The organism is Candidatus Limnocylindrales bacterium, assembly GCA_035559535.1.
Lineage (GTDB): Bacteria > Moduliflexota > Moduliflexia > Moduliflexales > JAUQPW01 > JAUQPW01.
The window spans coordinates 1-19717 of the sequence record DATMBG010000040.1 but is presented as its reverse complement, the minus strand read 5'-3'; the positions used below and the strand labels follow the sequence as shown (position 1 = coordinate 19717).

Sequence of the window (19717 nt, the reverse complement as noted above, 5' to 3'; positions counted from 1 at the left end):
CGGGGGATGCAATTATATTTATTACAGCTTCTAGAAGCTTTATGAATCTCCCAGGAGGATTAACTATGCCGATTTACGAATACAAATGTACCCGTTGTGAAGAACGCTTTGAAGTCTTCCAGCGTGTGGGTGCAGGAAATGAAAATTTGGTCTGCCCCAGTTGTGGAGCTCCTAAACCTGTCAAGCAATTCTCGGCTTTTGCCATGTCCCACTCAACAACCGGGTCCTCCACGACAGGTAATAATTGCAGCTCCACTTCACGTTTTCGCTGAGCTTCTTCATCGTGAAGCGGGTTGCTTCATTCGTCGCCTGGTAGAGACGCAATTCCTTGCGTCCCTACACTGACTGTATTATCTTTTGCCGAAACCCTGGATCAGACAAATCGGTGGCCTTTCAGGAATTGTAGTTCTCCTGGTTATCTGGTTTTATCCCCTTCCTTTTCTCTCCCTGCCAGCTAAACAAGCCCTGGCTATAACGCTTTTCGCCGTTATCTGGTGGGTGACAGAACCTGTCGAAATCGAGTATACCGGTCTCGTTGTTTTGTTTCTCTTGATTATCACCCACACCGTAGATTTTGGAATTGCCTTTTCCGGTATGTCCTCTCGGGCAACCTGGTTGGTTTTGAGCGGTTCTATCCTGGGATTGGGAATTACCCAAACCCATCTGGGAGAAGCTATGGCCACTTTACTCATTCAACGTTCGGGATTTAAATTTAAACGGTTGATTTTAAGTTTGGTCCTGCTCGGTTTTCTGATTGCCTGTTTTATTCCCTCTGCAACGGTTCGGGTTCTTATCCTCATGCCTTTGGCTATTAAACTGGCAGAAACTTTGGGAGTTAAACCCCATTCCCATGAGGCGGCGGCCATCGTCTCGGCCCTCATTTTTTCCACCTATTACGGAGGTCATAGCATTCTCACAGCAGGTTTGCCCAATGTAGTCGTTCTGGGTGTCGTGGAGAATATGCTGAACCAAACGATTTCTTGGGGAGAATGGGCTTATGTAATGTTCCCTGTCTTAGGAATCGGACGCATTTTTTTAATTTATCTGTTGATCTTGAAATTTTTTCCGGTCTCTCAAACAGATCTATCCTTTCAGGATATCGTCCCTGAAACGCCGTTAAAGCCAAAACAACCCAATTCAGAGTTTTTAAACATTAAGAAACTTTCCACCCAGGAGAAGAAAGTAGTGGTTCTACTGGGACTGGCCGTTCTCCTGTGGGTATTGGATTTCTGGCACCATTTGCATCCGACCTATATTGCCCTGTTGGTAGCCTTACTTTACTTTCTTCCAAAATGGGGAGTCTTCGAGTTCAAAACGATTCATCAGATTAACTATCCCATCATTTTCTACCTTGGAGCCATGTTTGGTTTAAGTGCTACGCTTCAAGCCACCCAGCTCAATGACCAGGTTGTACATTTTATCGAGGGGTATCTGAATTTTCGGGATTATGGATGGTTTTTCTTTCACTATTACTTTTTTCTTCTAACCTTTGTTTTCTCCTTTTTAACCGATACGGCTGCAGAAGCCGCCGTTATCACCCCTTTATTAATTCAAATTGCTCAGACCACAAACCATCCTGTCCTACCCGCCGTTTTCTCCATGAGTGTAGCTTATTCTAATCCCTTCTTCCCTTACCAGGCTACCCCTCTGATTCTGGCTTATAGTTTTCGCTGGATGGGTTTCGCTCAAACCCTGAAGATGACCCTGACACTGGCGATCTTAACTCTCCTGGTATTGATGCCGTTGACATTACTGTATTGGAAAGGAATCGGGGTGATACCTTAGTTCTGGATAGATAAAGTGCTGCTTGAAATATTCCTGTCCCTTTAACTCTTACAAGGGTAGACGTGTAGGGTATGTTGGTAAAGAGACTCCTTCCGGACCCTTATAAGGGTAGTTTTTCTAACCTAACCTCTTTATCCCCTTCCCGCATCGGGAAGGGGGAACTCGAGGATGGCTTGAATCCTAGCTCTCCCCTCACGCCTAATCCCCTCCCCCTCTTCTGAAGCTTCAGGAGAGGGGAAAGGGGAGTGACGAGGGAAGGAGAGTTGAAGGGGTAAAAACCTACTCCAGAAAGGGGAAAATGGGAACGGGAGCCAGCTTCCTTCCGATTCTAAAAACCTGTTTCAGAAAGACATAGCAGAGGAGACAGGGAAGAAGTTATGAGGTTTTATGGCTTCAGCAGTCTATTCAAAAAAACTCTCATTTCTTTCTTCGTTTGAAGATCCCCTTTTTTCTCTGCAACCATCATCCCTTCTTGATAAACTTTTTTGGCCTCCTCAAGTTGTCCTACCTTGGTAAGGGCTTTTCCCAATTCCCGGTAAGCCGCTGAATAATCCGGTTTCAACTTGATGACCGTTTTAAAAGCTTCCACGGCCTCTTGATAACGTTCTGCCTTGAGGTACTCTAATCCTAATCCATAATATAAAAAATCGTCGTTGGGATCCGTTTTAAGTAATTCTTGAAGTTGGGCGATTCGATCCATATAGGTTTAACTTACCCATTTTTCCCTTTTCGGATTACCGTCCAGAACGGAATCTTCTCCAGGCATCCATCCTATGACCTCATCGATCTTTTTGGCCAGAGCAAAATCCTTCTCTGTAATACCTCCCACGTTATGGGTTTTCAACTTAACACTTACTTTGGCCCATGTTACATACATGTCCGGGTGATGCCAGGCCGCTTCAGCTAAAAAAGCAACGGTATTTACCACCATCAGAGTTGTCTGCCACCCATCGGTCTTAAAAATGCGCTTGATCCATCCTTCATTATCCAGCTCCCATTTAGGGAGTTCTTTGGGGAGCCGATTCATAATTTCTTCATTGGGAAGAATAGGTAGTTTAGTTGTAGCCATCTTAGCCATAAGGAACCCCTCTTTTTCAAATATAGAATACAGTTGCGGAATATAAGTTCCGGGTCCTGCATTCCATTTACTTAAATCATGGTTGTTATGGATTTTTTACCCTTTGATGAGAAAAAGTGTAAAAGAGCTGAATGAATTTGTCAAGCCATCAAATATTCCTGTAACTGTAACCATTTAGTAGGTGTCACTTTTTCTATCTGAATACCCCCCCATCCCCCCTCCGGGGGGACTTCAGCGGCAGCAACCCTACGTCAGTCCCTCCTGGAGGGGGGATGTGGGAGGGTGTTTCTTTTTCTACCTACTAAATGGATACGGATATATATTTCTTTCCCAGTTTATATCGGTTAGATAGAATAGAAGAGAGATAATAACCTTTGAACCGCCGGCTGAAATCACTTACCTCCGACTTTAGGCCTGCATACCTGTTCCAGCAATTGTTTAGCCCGTACTGGATTAAAGACCCCACAGCTACAGAACCGGGCCATGTATCGGGTTGCTTCTTCGGGAGTTCGCCGTCCTTCCCTGACCCAATCTATCATCTTCTTAGCAAAGTGGGCTGAAATCATTCCATGACCGCACATGGTGGTGATCTCTAAGACTTGTTTATCGGGAAGTTTATCTAAAGCACCTCGAAATCCTAAGGAGTATTCCACACTGTGACGGGTAATACCTACTTCCTTGCAACATCGATTGGCATCGTCGGTTAAAGCACTGATATTGATAGATAAACCGAGATCTGCCTTTTTTAAATCTTCAAGAAATTCCTTAACCGCTTGTAAGTTATCAAAAACAGCCGCCGCCGTGGTAGGCTTGTCAATCCCTTCGATGACTTCTTGAATTCGGACGGGATCTTCTCGATGCCAGTGCACAATAGGAGTTAAAGATTTAGAGGGTTGATACATGCCCCCTTTGGTTGCATCCCCCATGTTGACCGGATTATGTTGGGCCGCTAATCGGAGAAAAGTTTTAAATTTCTCGACACTGTTCTCATCATTACGTTTCCGGGTCGCAATGGCAAAAACAATGTAATCGTTTTTTAAAGTATCCGGATCTCCATATCGATGAAGTGTATTGGTCATACTTTCAAAAAGGGTCTACCTCAAGGATCTAAAGCTTTAAAATTTCCTTTAGCTTCCTTTAGGTTAAGGCTCTCCCCATCCCTAAATTTGTTTTTCCACGCCAGAATCGGTAACCCTGTTTTTGTAAAAGTTCTTCCAACGGATTGTCTCCGTTTTCGTCACATCGGGTCGAAACCCCCAGACTGACCACCGTATCGACTTGTTTGGAAACTTCTTCAATTTCGTTCAATAAGACGGGTACTTCCGTTAAGTTAGCTTTAAATTCTACGATAGCAGATAAGACCTTCTCGTTGAGGATATCTTTACGGATCTCCCCGGTCTTTGGATTGTTCATGAGATGGGTTACCGGATTATTCGGCTCAAACACTACACCAAGCCGGGCCAAAGCCATGGTCATCTTCTGGATATCATAAAAACGCGCGCCGACTCCCGGACGACCAAATTCTACTACAAATCCGGCCTCTCCCTGCTTTACCCGGTTGGTTACGTCATTGGTTTTCACTTCTTCGGTTCCTCTTCCATGAATTCCGGTACTTTCATGGGGAACTTGAGGATCACTAAAAGCTCTCCGAACGATTCGAGGCCATTGTAAGTCATCTGGAACAAAAGCGGCAGTTGGACAAACATCCGGCTCCGGCTCAAAACGAAGACGGAAAAAGCTTAGGAGCTTCCGAATACCTCTAATAAGAGGTGGATAGAGGTGCTCTGTGCTCATTCCGCGATAACATGTATAACACTCCACACAGGCATCGGCATCAATGGTTGCCCGGTGATCTGCGGGATCGAGATAGATAGCTCCCATAGGACAGACATACGTACAATTGCCACATCCTACACATTTGGCTTTGTCTATTTTCATAAATACCTGAAAACCTCAAAGGTAAAACATAAAAGATAAGATCCGGACTAATTCCCCCCGTACACAGGGGGAGGAAAGGGGGATACCTTATTTACGTTTTACCCTTTGGGTTTTATACCAAAACCTTATCCGGATTCAAAATATTGCGAGGATCTACCTTCTTTTTGAATTGAGAAAAAACCTCCTGAAGACCGGGTGAGATCCTTTGAGAAAAAGCCGTGGATATCGGAGACATACCTATAAAGTACTCTTTAGCATAAAGACCTTGAAATGTATGGACCATCTCGGCTACCTGCCGACAAACGGAAGGGACAACGGACTTGAAGTCTTGATTTGAAGGGAAAGAAACGGCAGCATGAAGATTTCCTTCACCGGCATGGCCGAAAAGAGTGGTAAACCCAGGAACTTGATTTAGAATGGCTTCTAACCTTGCTATGGCTTTCTCTAAATCAGCCGGAGGAATAAAAAAACTTAAAAATAATACAGAGGAGATGTCTTCTACAGGGGAAATTTTCGGTCCGGAAATTTGGCTTCTTCTGCTGTTCAGTACAACGTAAGACCACAATTTTCGCGCATCCCAGAGCTTTTGCTCCTGGTCCTGGGAGAGATTTCTTAGTATGTCAAGGACTTTGTGGTTTTGACAAATATTTTCCACTTGTTGAAGTTGTTGCTTAATCGAATCTTCAAATCCGTCCACTTCTATAAGTAGGAGGGCCTCTCCCTCCGGGATCGGAAGAGCCGGCAGGCTGTCTCTATAATTTTTCTGAAGAAATTGAATAAAATTTTTATCCAGGATTTCCAGGGCTGAGGGAGTTAGTAGATGAGTTATTATGGCACTTGCCACCGCCGCTGCTTCCTTCAGATGCCGAAAGCCGGCTACAAGGGTTCTGGTGGTCTCCGGTTGGGGGAGGAGCTTGAGGGTAATTTCTGTAAAGATACCTAAGGTTCCCTTTGAACCGATGAAAAGTTTATTCATATCGTATCCACTCACAGATTTCATGGGAACTGCACCGGTATGTGCAATCTCTCCTGTAGGGAGAATGAAATCAAGCCGTCGAATATAATCCCTTAATTCCCCATACCGAACTCCATGGAGACCATGGGCGTTCTCGGCAACATCGCCCCCTAATGTACTTATCTCGGAGCTTAAAGGATCGACCGGATAAAACAACCCTTGTTCCTGGGCTGCCCGGCGAAGATCAGCCGTAATAACACCCGGTTGAACCTTAGCAATGTAATTGACCCTATCAAGATCGATTATTTTATTAAGTTTTTCCAAACTCAGCACAAAACTCCCTTTTGAGGGGACAGCTCCTCTTCGTAAACCACTTCCCCCCCCTCGAGGGGTAATGGGAATCTCCTCTTCGTAAGCAACTTGAATTAATGCTTTCACCTCCTCCACAGAAGAAGGTAGACCTACGCCTTCAGGCTCTCCCACTTCGCCGGTTTCATCGGTATAATATTTCCCTGGAATGTTCGATCCTATCCAGAGGCTTCCTTTATCGAGAAGACTTTCCAATTTATATAGGAACTGATCCTTCATGGTTTTTTTATTCTGTAACATAACAGAGGGTTGTGTGTCAAAGAAAAAATCGGTTCTTGTTACAATTACATCGGTTTTCCGCCTTATTTTAGAATTTTAGAGCAGATGGGTTCAAATAACCCGAGTTTTATTTTAACCTGTTATCACCTCAGTTTGTACTATAGCAATTAAACTTTAAGGTAGGGCAAATAATTATGCAAACCGGTAACTTTTATATTATTTATTATATAGATCCACTTTATAAGCCCCCTTCCTTCTCCCACACTGTGGAAGAAAGGTTACTGATATAGGCACCAGGATAAGGTAGAAAAGCTGGACCCTGCTTCCCGTCCTTCTCTCCTGAAGCTTCAGGAGAGAAGGAGCAAGGGGGCATAGGGGTCAGGATAAGAGTGAGGTCCATGAAGGGCCCCCCTTAATGTCAAACGAGATGTTTAACCTACCTGTCAAACGAGACGTTTAACCTACTCACCTTCCCCGCTTGGCAGGGGAAGGAACTTTGAAGCGAAGTCCCCTCCCCTGTGAAACGAGGGAGAGACCGGTGGGATGCCTTACCCTGGTGCAATGGGAGTTGAGGGTGAGGATAAACCAGGACTTCAGAAAACCTTTTCAAAAATTCCGTCTTCGTCCCTTTTAGGATACCTGGAGTCGAAGGAACTTAGGGATTTTTAAAGATTTTTCTTGCACTTCTGGTTTTTTTATATTTCAGTATTTAAGTAATCTGTTATTTTAATTTAATCTGACCCTTTACTTTGTGGAGATTCAGTCGAATAAGGAGATTATGATATATTCTATCAAATTTTATCTTATCCTTGTTTTATTTGTTCTGACCTTTCCCGGCTTATCGGCTGCTCATACCTTTACCGGAACCGGGGTTGATCATTGGACTCAGGTAAAAATCCTGGAGGATCGGGTCATTATTATTTATTCAACTGCACTTACCGAGTTAGCGGCTTTGACCGATATGAAAACCATGAATATCAACGGAGATAATGAAATTTCCAAGGAGGAGGAAGAGCTCTTTGTAACGGAAATGATGAACACTTTAAAAACCCTTCTATCCGTTGAGGTTGACGGTAAGGAGCAGGAGTTATCCTGGCGAGTTATTTCTTATACGCCTCGAGCCGGACAGTACGAATTTACGGCCCTTCTTAAGGGGCTTCCTTCCGGTAAGCATAAAGTAAGTTTTTACGATTGGACGTTTACAGACATTCCTGGCTCTATGAAAACTTCCCTGGTGGAAGTGGGTCGTGTCAAAGTTATCGATACCTCTCTTTGGAAAACAAAAAAAGAAATTTCCCCAGCTTCTCGTAAGAAATCTTCCAATGACCTGGAGCGGATGCTAACGGCGGTCTATTTAACCGGGGAAGCAGCTTTATCCGAGTTAGGAAATATTCCTCAAGACCAGCTAAATGCAGAGAGAGTGGTTGCTTCTTCAGAAGATACCTCTTCTCCATCTTCTTCGAGGAAGGATCTGGAATCTTCCTATGCTTTTGGAGGTTTGAGAATTAGCGAGCATTTAAAAGATATGATCCGAAATCCTCGACTGGGAATTGGATTTATCCTGATGGCTCTGGTTATTTCTTTCATCCTGGGCGCCTTACATGCTCTGACGCCGGGTCACGGTAAAACGGTAGTGGCGGCCTATTTGGTTGGGAGTAAAGGCCGTGTCCTCGACGCCATTATTCTGGGAACGGTAGTAACTTTCACCCATACCTCCAGTGTTATTCTGCTTGGACTTATTACCCTGTATGCTTCCCAATATGTGCTTCCCCAGGATATCTTCCCATGGCTGGGATTTCTCTCCGGGCTGTTAATCATGGGTATGGGTATCTGGCTCTTTATTAAACGACTCAAAAATCCTTTCGGACACGAACATACCCATCATCATGGGCATACCCACCATCATAACCATTCCCACAGTCATGGATTCCAGGGTCATACCCATTCCCACCCCTCTCCCCATAAACCTGACTCTCAAGCCGGCTCTTTTGAACTTTCCCATGAGACAACTCTAGATGTGCCATCGTCCGTTTTCTTAAACCCCCATCATCCTCCCCAAGACTATCGCCACGAGCATGTCCATCCAGGACAGGATTATGAACCCGGTTATCATCATGATCACCCTATTCATGGGCATGATCATCATGGACCTGATCACCCTCACCGGCATGATCAAGACCCCGCTGAGGCCCACCCCCATCCCCATGGGTCTTCAACGGATTCTGCTACCGTGATTCAGACCTCTCCCCGAAAACCCGGGTTTTGGAACTTGCACCGCAAATCTGAAGTTTCCTTCTGGAATCTTTTATCCCTGGGGGTCTCAGGAGGTATTGTTCCTTGCCCGGATGCTTTAGTGGTTTTGTTGATTGCTGTGGCTTTGAACCGTATTGCCTTTGGATTGGTTATTTTGGTGGCTTTTAGTTTAGGTCTGGCCGCGGTTTTAATTACGATTGGTATTTTAATGGTTCTGGCCAGACCTCTCTTGGATCGTTACACAGGTCATGGGACCTTTATGAGAAGGTTACCGGTGATCAGTGCATTTGTTGTCACCATCTTAGGCTTTATTATTGCTGTTAAAGCATTAATAAGCGGTGGTGTCCTTACGATTAATTTGTAAAGGAGGGCTATGGCAAATCTGGTTCGCTTTGCAGTCTCGATCAACTCAGACCTCCTCGCGAAATTCGATAAACTTATCGAAGAGAAAAGTTATGTAAATCGCTCGGAAGCTATTCGGGATCTTATTCGTAACTATATTGTCGAAAGTGAATGGGAAAGTGATGAAGAAACGGTGGGTGTGGTCACTATCGTATATAACCATCATATCCGTGAATTAACCGATAAACTGGCGGATATCCAGCATGCCTACAACACCATGATTAATTCTGCACTCCATGTACATCTGGACTCCGATAATTGCCTGGAAGCCATTGTTGTGAAAGGAAAGAGTTCTGAGATAGAAAAATTCGCTTATAAACTCATCGGAATCAAAGGGGTTAAACACGGCCAGCTTACCAAAACCACCTCAGGTAAAGATATTTAAGAGCGTGTGGATTAACCTTGAATTTTTTAGATTAAAAGCTTGACAAAACGAGATCTTCTTTAATAATTGTTAATACAAACATAAAATTTTTATGCTTTACAGAAATATGGAATCAGAAAACTTGCGCCTGATTTTTTAGGAGGAAGATCTCTATGAAAAGTTTTGTTTATTGGAAGAAGGTTTGTCGGTCCTGGTTTGGTTGGGGTTTTATGCTGTTCCTGATCCTGGGGTTAACCTCGATATCTTCCTTAGCAGCGGAGAAAAAGTTAAAGGTGGTTACGACGGTGGCTCCCCTTACCAATCTGGTTAAAAACGTAGGAGGATCTCGGATTGACTTGCACGGGATCATTCCGGAAGGAACAGATTCCCATACCTTTGAACCTAGACCTTCGGACATCAGTTATATTGCTGCCGCAGATTTAATCATCCTCAACGGCTTACATCTGGAAACTCCCACAGAGAAATTGATCGAGGCGAATGGGAAACCCGGGGTAGTCGTGCTTAAATTGGGAGATAATACCATTACCGAAAAGGATTGGATTTTTGACTTCAGCTTTCCCAAAGAACAGGGAGATCCCAATCCTCACCTTTGGCTCAATGTTCCTTACACCATGAAGTATGTAGAGCTCATCCGGGATAAATTGATAGCCCTGGATCCCGAAAATAAAGATTTTTTTGCTAAAAATGCTGAGGTTTATCTGGAGAAACTGAAACAATTGGATAAGGAAATTGAAGCGGCCGTTCAGACTATTCCCCCTCAGAATCGAAAATTATTAACCTATCATGATTCCTGGGCTTATTTTGCCAGACGTTATGGAATGACTGTAATAGGGGCTATTCAACCGGCCAGTTTTTCAGAGCCTTCTCCTCAAGAAGTAGCAAGGCTCATCGACCAAATTAAAAAAGAAAAGGTCCCTGCCATCTTTGGTTCTGAGGTATTTCCCAGCAAGGTCCTGGATCAAATAGGCCGGGAAGCCGGAGTAAAGTATATAGATACGTTGCGAGACGATGATTTGCCAGGTCCTGTGGGATCCCCTGAGCATACCTACATTGGTATGATGATCGAAGACGTACGGACGATGGTTAGTTCCCTGGGAGGTGACCCCAAAGGCTTAGATCTGATCGATCCGGCAGATCTTAATAATTAGAAATCAAAGGTGAAGAAAGAGAGTGGGTTTAAAATCCGCCCTTACCGGGATAGTATTTCTGGCCGGAAAAGGTACAAGTCTTAAAAGGAGAGGTTTAATAACTCTGGAGGCTAAAAAATAGATGAACAGTCAACCCCCGACAACAATTAGTGGACAACAGACTCGGATCAAAGAACGTCCGGTTATTGAATTGGTGGATGTTTCCTGTGGGTATGATCACTCTCCAGTCTTTGAGAAGGTCGATCTAAACATATATCAAGGTCAGTTTGCAGGAATTGTAGGTCCAACCGGATCTGGTAAAACGACATTGCTTAAAGTTATTTTAGGCCTTGTTAAACCCTTACAGGGGATGGTTACCGTTTTAGGCCAACCGGTTCAAGGAAAAGCCCCTCCCTTCATCGGATATGTGCCCCAATTGGAAAGTGTGGATTGGGACTTTCCGGTAACCGTAGAGCAAGTGGTCCTGATGGGGCGATATCGAGAGATGGGGATCTTACCATGGCCTAACTCCCGAGATCGTCGGCTGGTCTCAGAACTTCTGGAACGGCTTGGGCTGACGGCCTATGCAAAACGTCAGATACGAAACCTCTCCGGTGGACAGCAACAACGCGTTTTTCTTGCCCGGGCGCTTATTGGAAACCCCAAGCTGATTTTATTGGACGAACCGACGGCCGGTGTAGATCTCAAAACGCAACATGATATCTTGCATCTGTTGGCAGAAGTTAATTTAAAAGGGGTTACGATTCTCTTAACTACCCATGATCTTAATGCAATCGCCGCGCATCTTCCCTGGGTTATTTGCTTTAATCAAAGGGTTATTGCCCAGGGGGCTCCTGAGGAAATTTTTACAACCGAAGTCCTGCGGCAAACCTATAACTCGGAGATGATGGTTATCAAGCAAGGTCCACTTACTCTGATTGCCAATAGCGCTCTGGTGCTTAAATCCCATGAATAAAAGGTGGAAGTGTGGAAAGATAGAAGTGTGGGAGTCTGCATATTTCTTCCACACCTCATTCTTTCCCTCTCCCACCTTCCCGTTCTCCCATGGAATTTCTCCTACATCCTTTCCAATATGAGTTCTTTCGCCGAGGACTCCTGGCCGCCTTTCTGGTCGGAGGACTTTGTGGACTCATCGGAGTTTATATTGTTTTAAGAAGAATGAGTTACATTGGCCATGGTTTATCCCATGCCGTTTTTGGGGGAGCGGTTATCAGCTATGTATTAAGTCTTAATTTTTATGTAGGTGCAGCGTTGTGGGGATTTTTAGCTGCGTTGGTGATTAACGAGGTTACGCGACGGAGAAAAATCGGAGCAGACGCCGCCATCGGGGTTGTTACCACCGCCAGCTTCGCCATGGGGGTCGCATTGATCAGCCGGGCCCGAAAATTTACAAGGAACTTTGAGGCCGCTCTATTCGGTAATATTCTAGGGGTTACTTCCACCGATCTTGTGGTTATTCTCATAGTGACCCTGTTTGCAGCCATGGGAATTTTCTTTTTTTATAAACAGCTCCTCTTTAGCACCTTTGATGAAGAAGTCGCCAGAGTTTATGGAGTTCCCACCCGCCGGGTAAACACCCTGTTTTCTCTCATCCTGGCTGCGGCTATTATTGCTTCCATGCAGGTCATGGGCGTCACTTTGATCGCTGCCGCCATCGTTACCCCGGCCATTACGGCCCGCCTCCTAACCGATAGTTTCAGTAAGTTGGTGGGTTTATCGGTTCTGCTGGGGTCTCTAACTGCCGTAGTAGGCATGTATCTCAGCTATTATCTGGATATCGCCTCCGGAGCCAGCATTGTTCTTTTCGCTTCCCTGGTCTTCTCCGGAGTCCTGGGTTATAGCAGCTTTCGCTTCCCTGGGCAGAAGGTCGTTCCTCGTTCCGTAAGTAAACGGGCTTCGGAGTTATTGGAAGATTTATAACTTCCTTATTTATTCTTCCCTCTAACCCCTGGAAGGGCCTAAAGATCAAAAAATGGGTTTTCCATCCTTTTCTTTTATCTTTCTTAATAACTTTTTATTATAAGAAAGGATGTTCTGGATGGTAGGCTTTATCTAAAAGCTCAATAGGATGCATGACCTTCATTGCCAGACCCTTCTTTTTGATCCCTACTTCCAGTTGGATCATGCATCCCGGGTTGGCAGCAGCAAGGATTTCTGCCCGAGTTTTTGCCACGTTATCCATCTTTCGATCCAGTAACCGCATGGACATGTTATAGTTCGTGATGTTATAAATTCCGGCGCTTCCACAGCACCAGTCGGATTCTTTGAGTTCGACAAGTTCCAGTGCCGGAATGGACTGGAGGAGTTTACGGGGTTGTTTTCTGACCCTCTGACCATGGGCCAGATGGCAGGCATCATGGTAAGCCACCCGCTTGGGTATCGGATTTAGGGTTCCTCGAAGTCCTCCGTTAGCCTGTACCACATCGACCAGGAATTCGTTGACATCCCGTACCTGGCTACTGAAGATTCGGGCCCGTTCCCGATATTGCGAGTCGTCGCCCAGTAAGAAGCCATATTCTTTCAACATGGCTCCACACCCTGCCGCATTTACAATCACGTAATCGACCCCCGCGCTTTCAAAGACCTGGAGGTTGTATCTGGCCATCTCTCGGGCTATTTTAGACTCTCCGTTATGGACCTGTAAAGCTCCACAACATTTCTGCTCTTTGACCGTCAGGACTTCACATCCGTTCTCGGAGAGAACCCGGGCCGTTGCTTCATTCAAAGAAGCAAAACCGATATCTGTGATACATCCTAAGAGCAGGGCTACCCGATATCGCCTCTCTCCTTTGGGAGGGATGATCGAAGGAAGTGTGGAGCGGGATGATCGATTGGACAGAACCGGCGTCATTTTTTCCAGTTCTCCTAAATTTCCAGGCAATAAACGGGTCAAATTGAATTTACGAAGGAAGGTTTGAAGACCACTTTTCTGATAAAGTCGAAGTATCCAGGCTAACCCTTCCAGCCGTCTGGGATAAGGAAAGATTTCTTTCAAAAAGAGGGTTTTAAGGAACTGCTCCGGTTTGGGGCGCTTCCAGTGTTCTTCCACATAAGACCTTGCACTTTCAATAATCTCTCCATATTTAACCCCCGAGGGACAGACCGTTTCACAAGCTCTGCAATCCAGGCAACAGTACAAATGTCCAACCAGTCTTTCTGTAACTGAAATTTTTCCCTCGGATAAGGCTTTGGCCAGGGCAATACGTCCTCTGGGAGAATCCATCTCTACTTCTAGTTCTGCAAAGGTAGGACAAACTGGCAAGCAAGTCCGGCATCTAACACACTTAAGTATTTCACTTTGAACTTCAGGTGATAACAGGTCCATCTAAAGAATGTATGGGAGTGTGGGAGGTGTGGGAGTATGGAAGTAGGGGAGTATGGAGGTATAGGGGTGGGAAAGTATAGAAGAAATCCCTCACTTCTATACTCTCCCACTTCCATACTTCCATACTTCCATGCTCCCACACCTCCCACACTCCCGTCAATTCTTAGTGCCTCCGGCCAGGATATCGACCAGTTCCAGCAAGGAGCGATCGATGGGTTTAACTTTGGTCCAGGTTTCTTCCAAGGGGGTCAAGACGATTTCTCCTTTGACTTCTCCAACCATGACGTTTCTATGACCGGCAAGTAGAGCGTTTACGGCAGCAGAGCCCAATTTACTGGCCAGGACGCGGTCTCGGGCTGTGGGGGAACCTCCCCGTTGAATATGCCCGAGTACACAAACCCGATATTCGGTTCCAATACAGGCATTGACTTGTTGGGCTATCTGGAAAGCCCCTCCAGATTCCTTTCCTTCGGCTACGATGACGATACAGGCTTTTTTACCCCGTCGAATGCTTTTAAGAAGTCTTTCACAAAGCTCGTTGAGATCGGTTCTTGTTTCGGGAACTACCACGAACTCAGCACCTCCACCCAGTCCCACCTGGGCGGCGATAAAACCCGAGGATCTCCCCATCACCTCCACAAAGAAAACCCGCTCATGGGAAGCCGCGGTATCCCGAATTTTGTCAATGGCTTCCAGGGCCGTGTTGATGGCCGTATCAAAACCGATCGTCTCATCAGTCCCATACACATCATTATCGATGGTCCCTGGAACTCCCACGATGGGAACATCTCCCTGTCGGGACAGCTCATAAGCCCCTCGAAAGGTTCCGTCTCCGCCGATGACGATGAGCCCTTCAATGCCTTCTTTTTGAATCATCTCAAAGGCCCGGGCCCTCCCCTCTGAAGTTCTGAACTCTTCACACCGGGAAGTACCCAGAATAGTCCCCCCTCGTTGAATGATATTGGCGACGGAGCCGGTAGTCATTTTCATGAAATCCCCAGAAAGAAGACCGCTATAGCCCCGTCGAATTCCAATCACCCTGAGATTTTTGTAAAGGGCAGTACGAACAACGGCCCGGATGCAGGCATTCATCCCCGGCGCATCCCCCCCACTGGTTAAAACTGCAATTTTTTTCAAGTTGATTACCTTTCCTCCTTAAACCTTAAAATACCTATTGGAATCATCGGTTAATTCTGAAGCAGAATGAATAACCTTACTTTTTTTGTCCCTATTTCCTAAGGGAAAGAACCGAGTAGAAAGTGTTCGGGTTCCTCTCTTTAGATTATGCTCTGAAAAGAGAGCCGTCAATATCCTTGGATTTGGTTTCTGTCCGTAAAAATTTGCAAACTGAATTATGTAGGTTTGCCCACATCCCATTTTTAAACTGAATCAATCATCAAGAATCTTAACCTGTTCAACCGTAACTGATGAAGGTAAAGATAGAACTTTTTCTCCCTTTGAACTTGTAATACTATATAATTTAGATATTTCTATCGGGTTTGATCCGGCCTTTTAAAGCAAAAATGAAGCAAAAAGTAACCGTTATCGACTTTTTAAGTTAAATCCGTGGATTATTTGATTCTATTGAGGGTAAATGCATACCTTCTTTAAGAAAACAATATGACCTTTAAGAAAAAGCTTTTACTTGCTTCCCTGATCATGATGCTTCCTCTGCTTTTTGTGGGAGGGTTATCGATCTGGACCTCTCAACATATTCACTCGGCTCTTCAAGATTTAGAACCGAAATATATCCAGACGCTTATGTTGGGAGAGATAGAAGCCACCGTTAACCGGCAACTTAAAGAGATTTCCGATTACCTTACGGAAGGAGATACTGATGCCAGAGAGGAACTGATTAAATTCCATCAGATTTTAGCGGAAAAAATAGAGGACTTGAAAAAGCTCACCCCTCCATCCGGCGAAGCCCGTGATATTGAAGATCTGGAAATTCTTTACCTACAGATCGATAAAGAAACCCAGGAGATCCTCTCCCTTTACGACCGGGGTGAGAAGGAAAAAGCAATCGAATTGATGGAAAAAGTCCTGGAACAAACGACTTTAGAGGCATTTGAAAATATCATTCAGAAACTTATCTGGGTTTCTAAACAGGCTTCCATAACCGCTCTACAGACTATTAAACGCATCGAAAGTGACTCCTGGCTTGTTCTGATCATAGGAATCCTTTGTTCTTTGATTTTTGGGATTATTGCAGCAACCTTTATTTCTATTAACATTTCTCGACCCATCGAGGAGCTCAAAAAAGCTACAGAAATTTTTGGGGAAGGTCACCTGGAGTATGAAATTCCCTTGTGGACCCGGGATGAAATAGGAGCCTTGATCAGTTCCTTTAACAAAATGGCCAAAAAACTTAAAGAATTTCAGGAACACCTGACCCAAACCAACCTCGATTTACAGATTAAAATAAAAGAACTCGAACTGGCTCAAAATCAACTGATTCAGTCTGAAAAGCTGGCCTCCATTGGACAGATGTCGGCCACCGTAGCCCATGGGATGAGAAATCCGCTGGCCAATATCCGGGCGGTTGCACAGGTAAGTTTGCGGGAATTAAACTCAAATAACGGGAACCTGGAAGAAAACCTCAGGGATATTATCTCCCAGGTTGATCGACTGGAGAAGAGGATCAGCCACTTACTGGATTTTACCCGGCCGTTTCCTTTTAATCCCTTTAAAGAAAACATTAATATCCTTTTGGGCCATCTGATTTCTACCTTCCAAAACCAGTTCGCCGGGCGAGGAGTCTGTCTGGAAACGGATTTACAAGAGGATCTTCCGGAGATTTTCCTGGACCCTGTCCAGATGGAGCAGATTCTATCGGAGATTATTTCAAACGCCCTGGAGGCGATGCCCACCGGTGGCAACCTGTTCATCCGATCTCGACTCGTTTTATCGGAATCTTCCCATCCTGATCCTGGAGAGGCGTATATTCAGATTGAATTTCAGGATACAGGTGAGGGAATTCCAGAGGAAGCTTTACCCAGAGTCTTTGATCCTTTCTTTACGACAAAAGTCGACGGCAGTGGATTGGGTCTGGCTTTTGCACGGAAAGTAGTTGAAAGGCATGGGGGCCAAATCCACATAGAAAGTAAATACCGCCATGGAACCCATGTAAAGATCTTATTGCCGGTTAAATCTTAACCGGTTAAGGTCAGGCTTACAAATCTTCTCTCCGAGAAATCGGATTCTCTGGAGATTTTCAGATGGGCTTTGAAGAAGTAAGAGGTTATCGGTATGTCTTTTACCATATTGGTTATCGAAGATGAGAAAATGTTGGCTAAATCTATCCAGAAATTTTTATCTGGATACGGATATGAAACCCTGACCGCCGAGGACGGGGAGTTGGGGTTAAAACTCGTCCGGGAAATGAGGCCGGATCTCGTCTTTCTGGATATGCGTTTACCTAAAATCGAGGGTATGGAACTCTTAAAGAAAATTAAAGAGCTGGACCCTTCGATCTATGTCATCATAATAACGGCCTATGGATCTATAGAAAGTGCCGTTGAGGCCATGAAGCTGGGTGCCTACGATTATATCAGGAAACCTGTAGATCTCGACGAATTAAAGCTTTTAGCAGATCGAGTTCAGGAGATGGTCAAACTTCAACAGGAGCTCAGCTACTACCGGGACCGGGCATCCAAAAGATTTGGGTTAAGAGATATTATCGGTCAGTGTGAGAAGATGCAATTGGTTCTCAAGAGAATCAGGCAAATTGCCGAGTTGGATATAGCAAAAGGCGGTGAGGCTTTAACCGTGTTGATCACCGGAGAAACCGGAACCGGCAAGGAGTTAGTAGCCAGAGCCATTCACTATACCAGCCGTAGGGCTCAGGGACCTTTTATAGAAGTTAATTGTACAGCTATTCCAACCAACTTGCTGGAAGTAGAGTTATTCGGTTATGAAAAGGGAGCTTTTACAGATGCCAAAACATCTAAAATGGGTTTATTCGAGGCGGCTGATCAGGGAACTCTTTTCTTAGATGAAATTGGAGATTTAGATCAGAGTCTACAGGGTAAACTGTTGAAAGCCATAGAAGAAAAAGTGGTTCGGCGGGTAGGAGGATTGAGGGACCGACAGGTAGACGTAAGAATCCTGGCCGCTACCAATAAAGATCTGGATAAGGCTTTGAGGGAAGGATCTTTCCGAAGAGATCTTTACTATCGATTGAAGGTCTTAACCATCGACCTTCCTCCTTTGAGGGAACGGGGAGAGGATATCCTCCTGCTGGCCCAGCATTTTCTTAGAAAATTCAGCGCCCGATACAATAAATCCATGAAGAAACTCTCAGAACGGACCCTAAAAGTTCTAACCACCTATCCCTGGCCTGGTAACGTACGGGAGTTGAGTCATGTCTTGGAAAGAGCTGTCCTATTGGTGGATAGCGAGGAAATTCAACCGGAGCATCTGGGATTGGGCTCCTTGAGTCAGGTTAAAAATTTAACAGCACAGATAAACCTGGAAGAACCGGTTATAAACTTCCCGCCGGGAGGGATTATCTTGGATCAACTGGAACGGCAAATTATTCTGCAAGCCCTTAAGCATACCAACTGGAATCGGGTTCAGGCCGCCAGACTCTTGGGATTGACCCGAGATACCCTTCGATATCGGATGGAGAAATTTGGAATCACTCCTCCTGAATCCGGTGTGTGATTTCCCCCACTGGGGGATTTGACCCATCTTTTTTCTTCCTTTAGACGGAAACCTCAAGTCGATTATTTTATCTTCTAAGCCCTCAAAATAGCAGATCTTAAACAGAGTTTCCCTTTACTTCAATCCCTTCACATTCCGGTTGGTATAGACCCTGCTTTTTAAATTGTTCAGAGTCTTAATCGGCTTAAATTTTCGGCTATTTTTCCGTATACCCGGCCAGCGACCCTCTTTGAGGGGAATGTCTTATACCAAGTCGGTATTGAAATGGGGTATAAAGTAGAGACCGCCCCACCCTAACCTCTTTGTGGGGTAGATTTTTGGGCTTAACCCCTCCGACTTCCCTTCCCGACACGGGAAGGGAGTTAAGGGACATAAGCACCAGGATAAGATTAACTGAACCTCCTGTGAGAGGTTGGCTTGGAGATCTACCAGTTCCCCTCTTCCGAAGCTTTGGGAGAAGGGTTGGGGGTGAGGGAAAGCCGAAGAGATTCCTCTGGGAAATACGTAGGTGATATCTATGCGATCATAGCAGGGGTTTTGAGAAACAGAATAAAACTAAAGCGGCGAAGGAGGCAAAGAATGATAGGAGTTCTGAAGCGAACTTTTCTTAAAAATGCGGTTCTCGCAGGTTTTTGGATCTTCACTTTAAATCTAAATCTCCAGATAGGTTGGGCCAATCACATGGATCCCCCTTATGTTTCTCTGAAGTTGTCACCGGATATTCCCTCAACCCAAGTAGGGTTGGGACCACCCGGTTTTTATCTTTCCCAGGCGCCGGGTTCTTCAGAAACTCTGTCCGGAGAGGCTTCTCCTTCAGCACCCTCTCCCCTATCTTCCCTAGCCCAACAACCTCCGCTCCTACAACAAGCTCCCCCACCGCGGCCCGGATTTTTACAATCCCTCAACCCGGATATACGGGTAGAAGTTAATTTCATCGGAAATAAAACCTTTAAGGGGGAAGGTAATGAAGAAGGCCCTGAAGCAGAATCAGAGTCAGACATACTTCGAAATCGATTCACCGTGAAAGAGGTCGAACTTGGATTTCAAGCCTCGGTAGATCCTTATGCTCGAGCCGATGTGTTCTTCTCCGGAGAAAACCTTTTAGGAGATGAAAGTGAAGTCGGCCTGGAAGAAGCCTGGTTGACCTTGATTCGACTCCCCCTGGGCGCCCAGGCCAGACTTGGTAAGTTCCGAT

At 45.2% G+C, this 19717-nt stretch carries 17 protein-coding genes; 10 read left to right on the top strand and 7 right to left on the bottom strand.

Going from position 1 to position 19717, the window contains the following annotated elements:
* Positions 1-65: 65 nt before the first annotated feature.
* Both VNM22_14220 and VNM22_14215 read left to right on the top strand, forming a co-directional pair.
* Entirely contained in the window at positions 66-272 is a 207-nt protein-coding gene (locus tag VNM22_14220; protein ID HWP48316.1) for a zinc ribbon domain-containing protein, read from the top strand.
* 85 nt (positions 273-357) lie between these two features.
* On the top strand, positions 358-1785 hold the full coding sequence (locus tag VNM22_14215; protein ID HWP48315.1) for an SLC13 family permease: 1428 nt from the start codon (positions 358-360) through the stop codon (positions 1783-1785).
* 385 nt (positions 1786-2170) lie between these two features.
* On the opposite strand, the gene VNM22_14210 is transcribed toward VNM22_14215, so the two are convergent.
* The 5 genes from VNM22_14210 to VNM22_14190 all read right to left on the bottom strand — a co-directional run bounded on the left by VNM22_14210 (position 2171) and on the right by VNM22_14190 (position 6344).
* Positions 2171-2485: a tetratricopeptide repeat protein gene (locus tag VNM22_14210; GenBank protein HWP48314.1), complete on the bottom strand. Its 315-nt coding sequence runs from the start codon at positions 2483-2485 to the stop codon at positions 2171-2173.
* 6 nt (positions 2486-2491) lie between these two features.
* Positions 2492-2863, bottom strand: coding sequence for a 4a-hydroxytetrahydrobiopterin dehydratase (locus tag VNM22_14205; GenBank protein ID HWP48313.1), 372 nt, complete (start codon positions 2861-2863; stop codon positions 2492-2494).
* Between the two features lie 392 nt (positions 2864-3255).
* Positions 3256-3942 (bottom strand): hypothetical protein, encoded by a 687-nt coding sequence (locus VNM22_14200; protein ID HWP48312.1) that lies wholly within the window; start codon positions 3940-3942, stop codon positions 3256-3258.
* Between the two features lie 58 nt (positions 3943-4000).
* Positions 4001-4801 (bottom strand): 4Fe-4S dicluster domain-containing protein, encoded by an 801-nt coding sequence (locus VNM22_14195; GenBank protein HWP48311.1) that lies wholly within the window; start codon positions 4799-4801, stop codon positions 4001-4003.
* A gap of 112 nt (positions 4802-4913) precedes the next feature.
* The gene (locus VNM22_14190; protein ID HWP48310.1) at positions 4914-6344 is read right to left on the bottom strand and encodes an FAD-binding oxidoreductase; all 1431 of its coding nucleotides are present in this window, start codon (positions 6342-6344) and stop codon (positions 4914-4916) included.
* Between the two features lie 778 nt (positions 6345-7122).
* Between VNM22_14190 and VNM22_14185 the strand changes: the two genes are divergently transcribed.
* The 5 genes from VNM22_14185 to VNM22_14165 all read left to right on the top strand — a co-directional run bounded on the left by VNM22_14185 (position 7123) and on the right by VNM22_14165 (position 12452).
* The gene (locus VNM22_14185; GenBank protein ID HWP48309.1) at positions 7123-8961 is read left to right on the top strand and encodes a hypothetical protein; all 1839 of its coding nucleotides are present in this window, start codon (positions 7123-7125) and stop codon (positions 8959-8961) included.
* Positions 8962-8970: 9 nt separating this feature from the next.
* The gene (gene nikR / locus VNM22_14180; protein ID HWP48308.1) at positions 8971-9384 is read left to right on the top strand and encodes a nickel-responsive transcriptional regulator NikR; all 414 of its coding nucleotides are present in this window, start codon (positions 8971-8973) and stop codon (positions 9382-9384) included.
* Positions 9385-9536: 152 nt separating this feature from the next.
* The gene (locus VNM22_14175) at positions 9537-10532 is read left to right on the top strand and encodes a metal ABC transporter substrate-binding protein (protein ID HWP48307.1); all 996 of its coding nucleotides are present in this window, start codon (positions 9537-9539) and stop codon (positions 10530-10532) included.
* Between the two features lie 121 nt (positions 10533-10653).
* The gene (locus tag VNM22_14170; GenBank protein ID HWP48306.1) at positions 10654-11487 is read left to right on the top strand and encodes a metal ABC transporter ATP-binding protein; all 834 of its coding nucleotides are present in this window, start codon (positions 10654-10656) and stop codon (positions 11485-11487) included.
* 89 nt (positions 11488-11576) lie between these two features.
* Positions 11577-12452 (top strand): metal ABC transporter permease, encoded by an 876-nt coding sequence (locus VNM22_14165; GenBank protein ID HWP48305.1) that lies wholly within the window; start codon positions 11577-11579, stop codon positions 12450-12452.
* A gap of 97 nt (positions 12453-12549) precedes the next feature.
* On the opposite strand, the gene VNM22_14160 is transcribed toward VNM22_14165, so the two are convergent.
* Complete coding sequence (locus VNM22_14160) at positions 12550-13857, bottom strand: heterodisulfide reductase-related iron-sulfur binding cluster (protein HWP48304.1); 1308 nt, start codon at positions 13855-13857, stop codon at positions 12550-12552.
* Positions 13858-14013: 156 nt separating this feature from the next.
* Entirely contained in the window at positions 14014-14994 is a 981-nt protein-coding gene (pfkA, locus tag VNM22_14155) for a 6-phosphofructokinase (GenBank protein HWP48303.1), read from the bottom strand.
* Between the two features lie 483 nt (positions 14995-15477).
* Between pfkA and VNM22_14150 the strand changes: the two genes are divergently transcribed.
* From VNM22_14150 to VNM22_14140, 3 genes are all read left to right on the top strand, one after another.
* Positions 15478-17013, top strand: coding sequence for an ATP-binding protein (locus VNM22_14150; GenBank protein HWP48302.1), 1536 nt, complete (start codon positions 15478-15480; stop codon positions 17011-17013).
* Between the two features lie 93 nt (positions 17014-17106).
* Positions 17107-18522 carry a sigma-54 dependent transcriptional regulator gene (locus tag VNM22_14145; GenBank protein ID HWP48301.1) on the top strand — a complete coding sequence of 472 codons (1416 nt, stop codon included), beginning with the start codon at positions 17107-17109 and terminating at the stop codon, positions 18520-18522.
* A 579-nt stretch (positions 18523-19101) separates the two neighbouring features.
* Positions 19102-19717: hypothetical protein (locus VNM22_14140; protein HWP48300.1), on the top strand; the 616-nt coding region annotated here is incomplete at its 3' end.

What these genes read in the sequence shown, in the direction of transcription:
- VNM22_14200 (HWP48312.1), bottom strand. Translation starts at nt 3,942, where the DNA reads ATGACCAATACACTTCATCGATATGGAGATCCGGATACTTTAAAAAAC.
- VNM22_14195 (HWP48311.1), bottom strand. Translation starts at nt 4,801, where the DNA reads ATGAAAATAGACAAAGCCAAATGTGTAGGATGTGGCAATTGTACGTAT.
- VNM22_14210 (HWP48314.1), bottom strand. Translation starts at nt 2,485, where the DNA reads ATGGATCGAATCGCCCAACTTCAAGAATTACTTAAAACGGATCCCAAC.
- VNM22_14185 (HWP48309.1), top strand. Translation starts at nt 7,123, where the DNA reads ATGATATATTCTATCAAATTTTATCTTATCCTTGTTTTATTTGTTCTG.
- nikR (HWP48308.1), top strand. Translation starts at nt 8,971, where the DNA reads ATGGCAAATCTGGTTCGCTTTGCAGTCTCGATCAACTCAGACCTCCTC.
- VNM22_14190 (HWP48310.1), bottom strand. Translation starts at nt 6,344, where the DNA reads ATGAAGGATCAGTTCCTATATAAATTGGAAAGTCTTCTCGATAAAGGA.
- VNM22_14150 (HWP48302.1), top strand. Translation starts at nt 15,478, where the DNA reads ATGACCTTTAAGAAAAAGCTTTTACTTGCTTCCCTGATCATGATGCTT.
- VNM22_14205 (HWP48313.1), bottom strand. Translation starts at nt 2,863, where the DNA reads ATGGCTAAGATGGCTACAACTAAACTACCTATTCTTCCCAATGAAGAA.
- VNM22_14160 (HWP48304.1), bottom strand. Translation starts at nt 13,857, where the DNA reads ATGGACCTGTTATCACCTGAAGTTCAAAGTGAAATACTTAAGTGTGTT.
- VNM22_14145 (HWP48301.1), top strand. Translation starts at nt 17,107, where the DNA reads ATGTCTTTTACCATATTGGTTATCGAAGATGAGAAAATGTTGGCTAAA.
- VNM22_14175 (HWP48307.1), top strand. Translation starts at nt 9,537, where the DNA reads ATGAAAAGTTTTGTTTATTGGAAGAAGGTTTGTCGGTCCTGGTTTGGT.
- VNM22_14170 (HWP48306.1), top strand. Translation starts at nt 10,654, where the DNA reads ATGAACAGTCAACCCCCGACAACAATTAGTGGACAACAGACTCGGATC.
- VNM22_14165 (HWP48305.1), top strand. Translation starts at nt 11,577, where the DNA reads ATGGAATTTCTCCTACATCCTTTCCAATATGAGTTCTTTCGCCGAGGA.
- VNM22_14220 (HWP48316.1), top strand. Translation starts at nt 66, where the DNA reads ATGCCGATTTACGAATACAAATGTACCCGTTGTGAAGAACGCTTTGAA.